At 46.5% G+C, this 13,245-nt stretch carries 10 protein-coding genes and 1 tRNA gene; all 11 read right to left on the reverse strand.

Features of this window, described 5'->3' with window-relative positions:
• Window positions 1-31: 31 nt before the first annotated feature.
• Window positions 32-838, reverse strand: coding sequence for a TrmH family RNA methyltransferase (locus tag ABUA31_RS03965; RefSeq protein ID WP_022216600.1), 807 nt, complete (start codon window positions 836-838; stop codon window positions 32-34).
• Between the two features lie 26 nt (window positions 839-864).
• The gene (locus ABUA31_RS03970; protein WP_349818427.1) at window positions 865-4,449 is read right to left on the reverse strand and encodes a DNA polymerase III subunit alpha; all 3,585 of its coding nucleotides are present in this window, start codon (window positions 4,447-4,449) and stop codon (window positions 865-867) included.
• An 11-nt stretch (window positions 4,450-4,460) separates the two neighbouring features.
• A complete protein-coding gene (locus ABUA31_RS03975) occupies window positions 4,461-5,006 on the reverse strand; it encodes a DUF5662 family protein (RefSeq protein WP_015533282.1) in 546 nt (181 codons plus the stop codon).
• A gap of 74 nt (window positions 5,007-5,080) precedes the next feature.
• Window positions 5,081-5,153 (reverse strand) — tRNA-Thr (locus tag ABUA31_RS03980).
• A 29-nt stretch (window positions 5,154-5,182) separates the two neighbouring features.
• The gene (locus tag ABUA31_RS03985) at window positions 5,183-6,463 is read right to left on the reverse strand and encodes a DUF8612 domain-containing protein (RefSeq protein ID WP_022216601.1); all 1,281 of its coding nucleotides are present in this window, start codon (window positions 6,461-6,463) and stop codon (window positions 5,183-5,185) included.
• Between the two features lie 117 nt (window positions 6,464-6,580).
• Window positions 6,581-7,072, reverse strand: a complete 492-nt coding sequence (locus ABUA31_RS03990; protein WP_015533284.1) for a hypothetical protein — start codon at window positions 7,070-7,072, stop codon at window positions 6,581-6,583.
• Window positions 7,073-7,164: 92 nt separating this feature from the next.
• The gene (locus tag ABUA31_RS03995; protein WP_015533285.1) at window positions 7,165-9,885 is read right to left on the reverse strand and encodes a tetratricopeptide repeat protein; all 2,721 of its coding nucleotides are present in this window, start codon (window positions 9,883-9,885) and stop codon (window positions 7,165-7,167) included.
• Between the two features lie 78 nt (window positions 9,886-9,963).
• Window positions 9,964-10,224, reverse strand: a complete 261-nt coding sequence (locus ABUA31_RS04000; RefSeq protein ID WP_015533286.1) for an HPr family phosphocarrier protein — start codon at window positions 10,222-10,224, stop codon at window positions 9,964-9,966.
• A 19-nt stretch (window positions 10,225-10,243) separates the two neighbouring features.
• On the reverse strand, window positions 10,244-11,194 hold the full coding sequence (whiA, locus tag ABUA31_RS04005; RefSeq protein WP_015533287.1) for a DNA-binding protein WhiA: 951 nt from the start codon (window positions 11,192-11,194) through the stop codon (window positions 10,244-10,246).
• A 32-nt stretch (window positions 11,195-11,226) separates the two neighbouring features.
• Window positions 11,227-12,105 carry an RNase adapter RapZ gene (rapZ, locus tag ABUA31_RS04010; protein ID WP_015533288.1) on the reverse strand — a complete coding sequence of 293 codons (879 nt, stop codon included), beginning with the start codon at window positions 12,103-12,105 and terminating at the stop codon, window positions 11,227-11,229.
• A gap of 27 nt (window positions 12,106-12,132) precedes the next feature.
• Window positions 12,133-13,047 carry a UDP-N-acetylmuramate dehydrogenase gene (murB, locus tag ABUA31_RS04015; RefSeq protein WP_349818426.1) on the reverse strand — a complete coding sequence of 305 codons (915 nt, stop codon included), beginning with the start codon at window positions 13,045-13,047 and terminating at the stop codon, window positions 12,133-12,135.
• Window positions 13,048-13,245: the final 198 nt, after the last annotated feature.

The following is a 13,245-nucleotide window of genomic DNA, read 5'->3' on the forward strand; positions in this document are numbered from 1 at the left end:
CGCAGTACAAAAATATGCTGTCTTGTTTAATCTAGTTTTGTCGGTCTCTCTTTCGCTGTCTCATTACCTCATACGACAAAAGAGTCGCCGATATTGCAGCGTTCAGCGATTCGACTTTGCCCTCCATCGGAATCCTGAGAAGTCTGTCGGCTCTGCACGCCACCTCATCCGTCAGGCCATTTCCCTCATTTCCTATGAGGAACGCCACCCTGTCCGGGAAGCCTATGTCGTAGAGATCGTCGCCGTCCAGATGTGCTCCGTACACCACAACGCCTGACCGTCTCAGCTCCTCCACGGTCCCGGGCAGGTCATCGCACATGACAAATGGCACCCTGAATATGGCACCCATCGTCGATCTGACTACCTTCGGATTGTACGGATCGCATGAACCTTTTCCTATAAGCACGGCGGTCACACCTGCTGCCTCTGCGCTTCTGAATATAGTTCCCATATTTCCGGGATCCTGGAGCGTATCCAGCACAAGAAATGTCTCTCTGTCATTCCTGCCGAGCACGGAATCAAGCTGATAATGCATGCATTTCACCACAGCCATACACCCCTGTGGAGTCTTGGTCTGTGACACCCCTGCGAACACTCCATCGCTGAGTATCCAGGTATTCCTGCCATCAAGCACACCCATGCTCTTGAATTCATCCCTGTATTCCTTAAGCGCACTCTCCGACAGATACACCTCCTGAACATTCTGAAGCGGAAGCTCCCTGAACATGCGTATCCCCTCGACCACGAACACGTCTCTGTCCTTTCTGAGCTTTGCATCCTTGTTCAGCTTATTAAGTTCTTTTATCCTCGGATTACTGTTTGCTGTAATTACTTCCACTTTTTTCTCCTTTTGCGGTATTTCTGTCACACTTTTCTGAGCAATACCCTGTCTTTGCCGTATTCCATCTGGAGCGCGTACACCACGCCGGAATTCTCATCCACACAGAATCCCCGGCCCATATTCTTCGCCTGTCTGGACTTCTTGAGCTGCACGTACACCGGACATGTGCCCTTGTACTCCTCAAGGATCGACATAAATGCAGACTCGTTCTTCATGTATTCGTCCACATCATCGAACAATACCCAGAGCTGGCTGTTGCTCTGAACAGGCTTCTGTCTGTTGTTCCATGGCTTCCCCGACTGAAAGCTCTTGCCACCTTCTGCCTCCTCAAAGCTTATCATATCCGACAATATGAGCTTGTTTTCCTTCTCACCGAGATTCGCCCTGCCCCTGACAAACACTCTGGAATCCACCAGAAGTCTGTCCCTGAACTTCTCGAAATCCCTCGGGAATACTATAACCTCAACCTGTCCAACCAGATCCTCTATCGTCACATACGCCATATTCTGATTGTTCTTGGTGAGCTTCACCGTCACCCTTGATATGAGTCCGCCGATGACATACATTGCATTGTCCTGAAGCTTCTGTCCATCTCCGTCACCCTGATCCCGGCTCATCTCATCGTCATCCTCGGTGTCCACCACGAAATCCGTCGCCTGAGCCGTGCATGTTCTCTGCATAAGCTCGATATATTTGCCAAGCGGATGTCCCGATATATACACTCCGAGCACAGACTTCTCAAGCGCCAGCTTCTCCTGATCCGAATACTCCTCCACATCAGGGTAAGGTACAAGATTGCTCTGCACAAAATCGTCTCCCATCAGGTCAAACAGAGACATCTGCCCGGACTCCCTGCTCTTTCTCTCCCTTGCTGCTTCCTCCGCTATGGCCGGAAGAGCCATCATCATCTGCTTTCTGTTTGCTCCCATATCATCAAATGCACCGCTGAGTATCAGAGCTTCCACAGTTTTCTTATTTGTATCCTTTGAAGGCATCCTTGTGAGGAAATTCCTGAGATCCTTAAACGGTCCATTCTTGGTTCTCTCCGCCTCTATCCTGTCGACAACAGCGCCTCCGACACTCTTGATACCGGAGAGGCCGTATCTTATCTTGCCGTTGCTTATGGAGAACTTTGCCACTCCCTCATTTATATCCGGAGGGAGCACCTCAACACCCATCTGCTTGCACACGCTTATATACTTTGCAACCTTGCCATTGTTGTCAATTACCGATGACATCAGCGCAGCCATGAACTCCACCGGATAGTAATACTTCAGGTACGCTGTCTGCGCCGCAAGTACCGCATATGCCACGGAGTGGGACTTGTTAAATGCGTACTCCGCGAACTTCATCATCTCGTCAAATATCTTATTTGCCACGGTCTCCGAGATTCCATTTGCCACACATCCCGGAACATTGAGCTCCTTGTTGCCGTACACAAAGTTATGACGCTCCTTCTCCATCTCCTCAGGCTTCTTCTTCGCCATGGCTCGGCGCACAAGGTCACTTCTTCCCAGCGTATAGCCCGCCAGCTTCATAACGATCTGCATTACCTGCTCCTGGTAAATGATACATCCGTAAGTCGGCTCAAGTATCTCCTCAAGCTCAGGGGTATCATAGTGAACCAGCTCACGGTTCTCCTTGCCCCTGATGTAGTCGTCTATGAACTGCATAGGACCCGGTCTAAACAGAGCAACACCGGCAATTACATCGTCCAGACTCTGCGGCTTCAGCTTCATCATGAAGTTTCTCATGCCCTCACTTTCGAGCTGGAACATACCCTCGGTCTTTCCCTGTCCCATGAGTCCAAGTATATTCGGATCATCGTAATCTATATTGTCTATGTCTATATCCTTGCCTGTTGTCTGCTTGACCAGCTTGACTGTATCCTGCACAACAGTCGCCGTACGGAGTCCCAGGAAGTCCATCTTGAGCATTCCCAGATGCTCCACCGTGTTCTTCTCAAACTGGGTTACCACCGCGCCCTCGGCTCCGACTGACAAAGGCGCGTACTCCTCTATGGCTTCACGGCCTATAACCACTCCCGCCGCATGCATTCCTGCATTTCTAGGGAGTCCCTCAAGCTTTCTGGCTATATCCACAAGCTTCTTGATCTCGTCCGAGCCCTCGTACATATCCCTGAAATCCTTGCTCGTCTTGAGTGCTATATCTATAGTCATATCCTTCTCTGCAGGTATTGCCTTTGCAAGGGAATCACACACCGCATACGGGAGATCCATGGCTCTTCCAACGTCTCTTATGACGTTTCTTGCGCCCATGGTCTGATATGCTATTATCTGTGTCACGCACTCCTCGCCATATTTCCTTACACAGTAGTCGATAACCTCCTGACGTCTGATATAACAGAAATCTATATCAATATCCGGCATGGATACTCGCTCCGGGTTCAGGAATCTCTCGAAGAGAAGGTTGTACTGCAAAGGCTCAATTGTCGTTATGTCCAGACAGTAAGCAACCACACTGCCAACCGCCGAACCTCTTCCAGGTCCAACTGCGATTCCCTGCGATTTTGCAAAATGAATGAAATCCCACACTATCAGGAAATAATCCACAAATCCCATGCTCTTTATGACAGACAGCTCATAATCTATTCTCTGTCTGACCTCGTAGCCGTGGGTTCCCTCGGCCATCTTACCGGACTCCTCATATGTAAGTCCGTACTTTTTCTCCATACCCTCATATACCAGATGATCCAGATATTCCTCCGCGGTATATCCCTCCGGCACATCGAATCTCGGAACCTTCTGCTCGCCAAATACGATATTCACATTACACCGCTCTGCGATCTTATGTGTATTCTCCAGAGCCTCCAGGGCATATGGGAACAGCTCAGCCATCTCCTCCTTTGATTTGAGGTAGAACTGACCTCCCTCATAGCGCATTCTGTTCTCGTCCTGAACCTTGTGGTTAGTCTGTATACACAGGAGAACATCATGTGCCTCCCAGTCCTCGGCATAGATGTAGTGCGAATCATTTGTCACGACCATAGGGATACCCAGTTCCTTTGACAGACGCATGATCCCCGCATTCACAGTTGCCTGCTCAGGTATTCCGTGATCCTGCATCTCCAGAAAATAGTTTTCCTCGCCAAATATATTCCTGTATCTTATCGCAGTCTCCTTCGCACCGTCATAGTCGCCCTTTCTAAGCTTTGTCGCAACCTCACCGGCAAGACAGGCGCTGAGCGCTATAATTCCCTCATGGTACTTCTCCAGCACCTCCATATCGATCCTCGGCTTATAGTAAAAGCCCTCGGTAAATCCTCTGGTCACGATCTTGGACAGATTGTGATATCCCAGATCATTCTCCGCCAGAAGGACGAGGTGATAATATCTGTCATCACCCTTTCCAACTTCCCTGTCAAATCGTGATCCCGGACTGACATACACCTCACATCCGAGAATAGGTTTTATCCCCTCTCTGAGACAAGTCTCATAGAACTCTATAACACCGTACATGACGCCGTGATCCGTTATTGCGAGGGAATCATATCCCAGTTCCTTTGCCCTGCGCACAAGTCCGTCTATCTTCGCCGCACCGTCCAGCAGACTGTAGCCTGTATGCACATGCAGATGTGTAAACTCCATATGTCTCCTCCTTATTTGTTATGCAGTATCTCCCGCCTTATATAGTCAAATGTATAATCTTCGCCCTTCTCAGCCAGAGTCGTTAGCATGTCCTCCAGCAGATCCGCCGATTCAGGGTGCAGATGATGTCTGGATCTGCCCCTCAGATAATACTCAAGCGGAAATGAATCCGTATACTTATCACCATTATAATTCTTGCTGGCAGCCACCCTGTCGCAGAACATCTCCACAACGTACTTCTCCGGCATGCGCATTCCCACCAGCTCCACACAGTTCCTGTCAACACTGTAGTCTACCCAGTATTCCAGATGGTGCTTGTTTCTTCCCTTGTGGTGCAGCCATGCGCTTGAATACCCCTTGCTCTCGCGCTCCGCATCATTCGGGCTTCTTGTTCCCTGATAATACTTTGCCCCGACTGAGAACTCAGTCCACGAATACTTTGACAGATCGTGCACAAGCCCCTGCCAGTATAATCCGCACTTAAAGCAGTTATGCATGACCATTCTCTTATGTCTGTTTATGGTTTTCAAATGTCTGTACCATTTTGGAGCATCCATATCATCCCGTCCTTTCCCACTGAGTACAAAAGGCTGCCGCAAAAACTTTTGCAGGCAGCCTTCCTCAATATTGAAGCCGAAAAAGGGACTCGAACCCTCGACCCACGCATTACGAATGCGTTGCTCTACCAACTGAGCTATTTCGGCATCTATAAATTACTACCATACGCTATCGGTTAGAAACACCAGATACCATATAGCGGTATATTTACCAATCCTTTATCGACAAACATGTCATCTGTAGATATCCTCACTGAAGTCTGATTGTCATATCTCTGTTTGAATACTCTGGAGCTCTGGGCCTTGGTGTGCGGACTTGTCTGAACATCCACTGGAATGACCTCTCCATCGCCCTCATACACGAAATCAACCTTCGCTGTGGCCGATGAGATCCAGAAATACAGATCACCGATACTCCTGTTCACATACAGCTCTGCAAGAGCGTACTGCTCTGCTATAACTCCATCCATCATATCAAGAACATTATCTGTGTCAATATCCTGAACCAGAATACCAGCCATGACCCTGAGCAGACCATGATCAAGATGATACAGCTCAAATGACTTGTCATCCTTCTGGTTTGCCAGAGGAAGCACTCCATTCCTGACTCTGTACACCTGACGCACAACGCCCATCCTGACGATCTGATCAACTGACGCCTCGTACTCCCTGGCACGGGCCTTCGGATCAACGTATCCATACATGAACTTCTTGTTCTCCTTGGTAAGCTGAACCGGAATACTGTTCCATATCGCCATGACCTTGGTAAGATATCTCTTCGGAGTGGAGTTTATCAGATATTCAGTAGTTCTGTCAAGTATAGACTTCAAAACCACATCAACTCTTCTGAGATCTCCTGTCTTATAATATTCATCCACCGCCTCCGGCATTCCTCCGGTCACGAAGAAAGTCTCAAGCATTGTCTGGACGCTGTCCCTGACCTCATCCGGCATCGGTGTGATCTTCTGGTTCTCTATAAATGCACAGAGCTTTCTGCCCTTTCCCGCTTTCAGGAATTCCTCAAAGTTCATAGGCATCATCTCATATACGCATATGTCATCCTGGCACTCTTCCTCTCCCGGGATTGGTCCACAGGATGTCGCAATGACACAGATCCTGCAGTCAGTATTATATCTGCTGTACTCAACAAGGTTGCCGAGCAGTCCCACACAGTTCTGCGCATTGTCAAATATAAGAAGCTTATCCTTGAAATCATACTTGTCAAGCGACGTTGTAAGCTTGGCATGAAGCTTCTCCGGTCTCCTCTCCTTTGCTGCATATGCGGCAAAGTCCGGATACTTGTCCATATCTATTATTATATGATCCTCAAAAAATCCCATGGCAAAATCAGCCACAGCCCATGTCTTGCCAACAAACTTGCCACCACGGACAACTGCAATCTTATCCGCTCCGGTCTCATACCATGTTGCAAGGTCATTCATAACATTTCTAAACAAGCATCTCACCTCGATTCGACCACTTTTTCCAAATCTATTATAGGATACCACTAAAAATTTGCAATGTAAATAGTTAAACCCATATCATTGCACTCTCTGATTTTTTATCACTTTATACTATTCATACAGGAATTTTTCCCTGAAATACGTCTTAAGTGCTGGTTCATCGATATCCATATACTTCATCACAACCTCATACAGGAACTCCTTATAATATTCCCAGTCTTTTCCCGACATATCCAGCTCCTGTACATCCTCATAGAATATCTCTCCAAGCTTATTACGAAGTCTTATAGTCGCTACATATAAGTTGATATTACCATTTGCATTCTCTGACTTCACCACATCCACCGTCATGTCTCCATACTTCAGATGGGTCTCTCCACGCATGATCCTTACTTCCTTCTCAATGCGCAAAAGGCATTTCTCCTCAACCATATCCCGCAGGAAATACCCACGATTTTCAAAGAGATATTTCTTTATGGACATGAGAATGATCTCATTCTGAGAATAACCGGTATAATCAGATAATCTCTCCAAATCCCTCGCCATTCTGGAATCCATTCTCAAAGGCTTGCTCGTGAGCTCTCTCTTGTTAAGTCCCGGCATAATATGCTCCCTTTCTCTATCCCTATGGGGTAAAAAACCCGGAGGAGATATGTCCTCCGGGATCATTCTGATCTAATTGATATCCTGTTGTATTACTCGCCTTTGCCGATCGACAGGAATCCACTCTCATTAGCCTTCAGCAGGAATGCAAGACCGATGTTCTTCTTGCCCTCCTCTGTCGCCTTGTAGATCTCACCTGTCTCAACAAGAGACTTGGCTATTGCAACTACGACATCCTTGAACTGCATCATCTGACGCCTGTCCTTGGAACTCAGCTTGAATATGTACTGGTTCTTGGAGCTTATCAGAAGGATGCTGAATGTATGTACGTTATCCTTTGAAGCCCTTATTGCAGATCCGATCATTCTTGAGTTTGCAATGATCACATCCGCATTCTCATCAGGCAGATACTCTGAAACTATCAGCTTGTAGATCTTCAGGTAATCCTGCTCTGCCGTAGCATTGACAGGCATCTCAGCAACTGCAAACTCAACGACTGAATCAGCCATCTTGATAGTACCGCCGTCATCGTTGATGACTGAGTTACACTCCTTTGGAACACAGAGTCTGAAGAACTTGTTCTCCACAACCTTCTGTCCCTTGGCCGGCTCTCTGAGTATGAGGTCTACATAGTTCATCTCCAGCTTGTTCATGGCAACTATCGCTGACTCATCACCAGTCTCAGCAAGATCGATAAGAGCGTCATACAGGCTCCATATCTGCTGGGTAGTTGTAGGCACAAGTCCGATAAGTTTCTCTATAGCCGGAACATATCCCATACTTGCATTCTCTATGTACAACTTGATGGCCTCGTCGTTTGCCAGGCCCTTCTCAACCTTGTAATTGATGACCTTGAACAGGTTCTCCTTATCCCAGTCATCGAAGTTCGCATTGAACGCCTTCTCGAAATACTTGATACTCTTGATTTCGCCCCTGTAGTTATCCTGCTTCTCCTGTACCTGATAGATTCTTCCGAGCTCATATCCGGCACGGGCGCTTCCAAGACCAAGTGCCTCAAGATAAGCCTTCTCAATCTCATATGGTGTTGCAATGTAGAAAATCTGTCTCTGCTTCATCATGGCTATCTTGATAGCCGCTGACTCGCTTCCGGCCTCCACTGCACGCTCCCACTTCTCAACGGCTGTCTGAAGGTCCTCTCCCTTGAGATCCTCAAGATCCTTGATATAGCCCTCAGCCTCCTGAATACCGTTCTCTCTGGCCTTCTTGAAGTAAGACAGTGCCTTGCCTCCGTCTCTCTTCGTTCTGAGCAGACCGTAATAATATATTCTTCCAAGATAGAATGCAACTCTCTTGTGTCCAAGACGCTCTGCATTCTCATACCAGTTAACTGCCTTCACATAATCCTTGAGCTGCTGGTCGTATACGATTCCAAGAAGGAATGCAAGCTCAGGATCCTTAGTCGCCTCAAACAACTGCTTTGCATAGCTTATAGTCTTCTCAACATCCCTGTACGGGCTGTCCTCATCGTAGTACAGCTCTATCAGAAGGTAACTTGCCTTTATGCTTCCAAGCTTAAGAGCCTGCTTTGCGGCTCTCATGGCACCCTCATAATCCTCAAGGTAGTAGCAGTATATAGCCTCGTTATAATACTGCATATCCTTTCTGTTGGCACTGTGGTCACTGGCCAGTGTAGGATCTACAAACGCAAATGAGTTGGCTGTCTCAAATATGATCTCCTCGTACTGCTCTATGATCTCCATAGTAGCACATACGAATCTCATACATGCCAGTCTACGTCCATGATAGAAGGCAAATGACACGATTCCCTTCTCCATGTCCTTGTGATAGTAAGTCGTACATATTCCATCTGCATACTCTGTGACATACGCCTTGAGCTGCAGCTCTTCGTCAAACGCATCGTTACAGTATCTCAGGTAGTTCTCAAGAGTCATCTTTGAATCCTTTGGCACACTGTCATAATATACATACATTGCAAAATCCTTATATGTAAGACTTGGTGCGTAATACTCCTCGCCTGTCGACTCGTTGATCGTCTTCACCCAGCCCTTTGGAAGCTTGTGGATGAATCCCTCAACCTGATCATGTACATATGTGTACTGATACTGAAGTCTTGAAGCCTCGATAACCTTGTAACGCGGCTCCTTTCCCTTTGCCTTTCTGGCCTCTGCTATATCCGTGTACAGCTTGTCCTTCTCCTCGAACTCAAGGCTGTCACCATGGGTACTCATGTACTCAACTCTCTCGTATGAAGCCTTTGCCTTGGCATCACCGGTATCAGCAAGCTTCTTGTACCACATCATGGCCTTGTCCAGATCGATAGGCACGACATAATCACTCTTGTTGCCGTACTCATCCACTCTGTTAAGTCCGCTCTCGTATATTGAGCCGAGGCTCATATACGCTGCCTTTATACCGTAATCTGTGGCTGCAAGCTCATAATACTTGATTGCCTTTGAGAAGTTCTGAACCTCCAGAAGCATCTTGGCAAGCTTGAATATAACATCGCCGTCATGGTTCTGATTCACATACTTCTCGTAATACTTGGTAGCTTTATTCAGATCCACATCCACAACTGCGTTGCGGTACTTTCCCTTCTCATAGAACTCTGCAAGTGCAAGAAGAGCATCATCCCCATATGACTTATACTGCGCATCCATTATTCCTATGTCTGCAACCTGTTCAAGTATGTTTACTGATTCCTCAGCATCTCCGTTGTCCATAAGGTTCATGGCCTTGTTGAACTGGAGCTCCACATTGTTGACCGGTTCCTTCTTTTTGGAAAATCTGGATACGAATGGTATCTTCTTTAATAATCCGTCAAAAAATCCCATATCCTGTTCCTCCGACAAATGTCCATTGATAAATTTATTTTACCACATACACATCCGAGGTGCAATAAATCATCCAAATTACTTATTGTTTTTTGTCAGATATTCTGAAAGTGCATTGACTGCTGCCTCTTCGTCAGCACCGTCTGCAACTATAGTGAGCTCACTGCCATTCTCGAAGTTCATGCTCATCATACCCATAATGCTCTTAGCATTGATTCTCTTATCTCCGGTAACAAGGTGAACCTTGCTGTCATACTGACTTGCAATCTGTACAAGAACTGCAACAGGTCTTTCCTCTGCCTCTCCCATCATTGATACAACAACTGTCTTTTCGATCATTACATCCTCCTTGGGCTCATCAACAGCCCCGCATTTCTTCTGCGATTTCACTTATTTTTCTTAATCTATGATTAACCCCCGACTTACCGATCGGCGGCGTCATCATCTCACCAAGCTCCTTAAGGGAAGCATCCTCATTCTCCAGTCTGGCAAGCGCCAGCTCCTGAAGGTTATCGGGCAGATATCCTATGCCCTTTGTCTCTATTATGTAATTAATGTCATTCATCTGCTTTACAGCAGCGCTCACGGTCTTGTTGAGGTTTGCGGCCTCACAGTTGACCCTGCGGTTGATATTGTTACGGATATCCTTCCTGATCCTTATGTTCTCCATATTCATCAAGGATATGTGTGCCCCCATTATTCCCAACATATCAACTATCATCTCTCCATCCTTCAGATAGACGACGTAGTATTTCTTCCGCTGTATTATGCGGGCTTCCACACCAAATCCGTTTATTATCTCCTGTATGAACTGTGCCCTTCCCTCGTTCTCGCACACCACCTCCATGTGGTATCCCTTGTTCGGATCACTGATTGATCCCGAGGTCATGAACACTCCTTTTATATATGCTCTTCTGCAGCAATCCTGCTGAACATCCATCCTGCTGACCTTCATGAGCTGACACTGTATCAGTCCTTCACACTCATGTTCATTTTCTATCTTCAAGGTCATCAGTATCGTATTGACAATCTCCGGAGAATTGATCTCCATCCTGTATACTCTGCTGTCAGCTCCGGTTCTTCTTACACTTGAGTCCGGAATATATCTGAACAGCCTCTTTATCAGGGAAGCTATCTCCTTTGCGATAACACTTCTCTCTGTAACTATCACCAGCCCGGCCGGTCTGCCAGCCCAATATCTCACATATGCCACCATTGAGATCATCGCAGCCAGCTCAGCTATCTGACAATGCCTCGCTCCCGGGACATTCCCTGCCAGCTCCATCTTAACGTCTGAAGAAAATGACATATTCCACCTGCTATACTATCTGTTATTACATGCTACAACTTCTTGACTATTGAATCCTTCAAAATATCCCTGTGAACTATCCTCACTGTATACTTTGACTTCTGCAAACGGGCATAGACAGCATTGGCTATCGTGACGGATCTGTGTTTTCCGCCTGTGCAGCCGATGGAAATGACCAACTGATTTTTGCCTTCCTTGATATAATTCGGTATCAAAAATGTTATCAGATCTATAAACTTTTCCAGATACTCAGGGCCCTCCTTGCAGTTCATAACATAGTCCTGTATCTCTTTGTCGTTTCCCGTTTTCTCCCTGAGTTCAAGGTCATAGTACGGATTAGGCAGAAATCTCACATCCTGAACTATATCAGAATCCCTCGGTATTCCATACTTAAAGCCAAATGACATGACCGTAATTATGAAATTCGAATACTCCTCATTCTGCACAAATATCTTGTCAAGCTCCGCCTTAAACTCTCTCACAAGGAGGTTGGTAGTATCGATTATATAATCAGCCTCCTCCTTGAGGAAGCCAATAAGCTCACGCTCCTTGTTTATTCCATCTATTATTCGCCCACCCTTGACCGAAAGAGGATGGTTTCTTCTAGTCTCTTTATAACGCTTTACCAGAGTTGCATTGGAACACTCAATGAACAGGATCTCATAATTCATACCCTCTCTTCTGATATCCGCCAGGCACGAATTGAGCTGTGACAAAGCCCTTCCACTTCTGATATCAACACTGATAGCAACATCATCCACCTGGATCTGCTCATCATAAGCGATCTCGGCAAATCTTTTTATAAGCTGGATAGGCAGATTATCAACACAGAAAAATCCGGCATCCTCAAGCGTCTTAAGCGCCGTTGCCTTTCCTGCTCCACTCATTCCTGTCACAATAACAAATCTCATGCTCTGTTCTCCCTGTCTCACTAAATGCTAGAAATCGCCAAGCATCTTCACCTCAGGCTCCAGCATCACGCCAAACTGATCCATAACCTTCTTCTGTACATCACGGATCAGACCTGTCACATCAGCAGCGGTTGCACCGCCACTGTTCACAACAAATCCGCAGTGCTTCTCTGACACCTGTGCTCCTCCCACAGAATATCCCCTGAGTCCTGCATCCATTATAAGTTTACCCGCAAAATATCCCTCAGGTCTCTTGAATGTAGAGCCCGCCGACGGATACTCAAGCGGCTGCTTTGTTCTTCTGGAATCCGACAATTCCTTCATTCTGTCATCTATATCCTGCTGCACACCTGCTGCCAGCTTCATGGTAACCTCAAGAACTATGAGCCCCTCAGCCTCCACAGCACTGTGTCTGTACGAAAAATCCAGTTCATCCGACGACATATCATATATATGTCCATCGGCATCCATCACCTTGACACTGGTGACAACGTCCTTCATCTCACCACCATAAGCTCCCGCATTCATATACACCGCACCGCCTATAGTACCGGGAATCCCGGAAGCAAACTCAAGACCGGTCAGCGAATTATCCCTTGCCAGTCTGCTGACTCTCACCAGCTTTGCCCCGGCCTGGGCTGTTATCACATCACCGTCAACTGTTATCCCATTCATATTGTCCATTATATTGATTATCATGCCCCTGTAGCCAGCATCCGACACAAGCAGATTACTGCCATTACCAAGGACAAAATACGGTATCTCACATTTCCGACAAAGTTCTATAAGCCCCGCAACCTGATCTGCATCAGAAGGACTCGCAAAATAGTCGGCAGGACCGCCCACCCTGAAGGTAGTGTGTGCGCTCATCACCTCATCTGCGCTTGCATTCTTCTCTCCGGTTATCTCTCGAATACTGTTCAATATTTCTAAATCTGACATGTCAACCTCATACAATCTGTCTTCTATATTTTATTCACATGTGCATGTATTTTAAAACAAAAGTAAAAGCACCCTCTGTCACAGAGAACTGCTTTTTTCTTAACATACACAATAAAAGTCTTTAATATATTGGATTTTACGGCACTATTCATCACCATTAAATTCATCATACATTAAAGACTTTTATAATTCAATATT

It is taken from the genome of Coprococcus sp. RTP31081st1_H1_RTP31081_211007 (assembly GCF_040227275.1).
Classification (GTDB): domain Bacteria; phylum Bacillota; class Clostridia; order Lachnospirales; family Lachnospiraceae; genus Coprococcus; species Coprococcus aceti.

Coding starts and splice junctions, on each gene's coding strand:
- ABUA31_RS03970 (WP_349818427.1), bottom strand. CDS start 4,449: ATGGAGTTTACACATCTGCATGTGCATACAGGCTACAGTCTGCTGGAC.
- ABUA31_RS03975 (WP_015533282.1), bottom strand. CDS start 5,006: ATGGATGCTCCAAAATGGTACAGACATTTGAAAACCATAAACAGACAT.
- ABUA31_RS03990 (WP_015533284.1), bottom strand. CDS start 7,072: ATGCCGGGACTTAACAAGAGAGAGCTCACGAGCAAGCCTTTGAGAATG.
- ABUA31_RS03995 (WP_015533285.1), bottom strand. CDS start 9,885: ATGGGATTTTTTGACGGATTATTAAAGAAGATACCATTCGTATCCAGA.
- ABUA31_RS04000 (WP_015533286.1), bottom strand. CDS start 10,224: ATGATCGAAAAGACAGTTGTTGTATCAATGATGGGAGAGGCAGAGGAA.
- whiA (WP_015533287.1), bottom strand. CDS start 11,194: ATGTCATTTTCTTCAGACGTTAAGATGGAGCTGGCAGGGAATGTCCCG.
- rapZ (WP_015533288.1), bottom strand. CDS start 12,105: ATGAGATTTGTTATTGTGACAGGAATGAGTGGAGCAGGAAAGGCAACG.
- murB (WP_349818426.1), bottom strand. CDS start 13,047: ATGTCAGATTTAGAAATATTGAACAGTATTCGAGAGATAACCGGAGAG.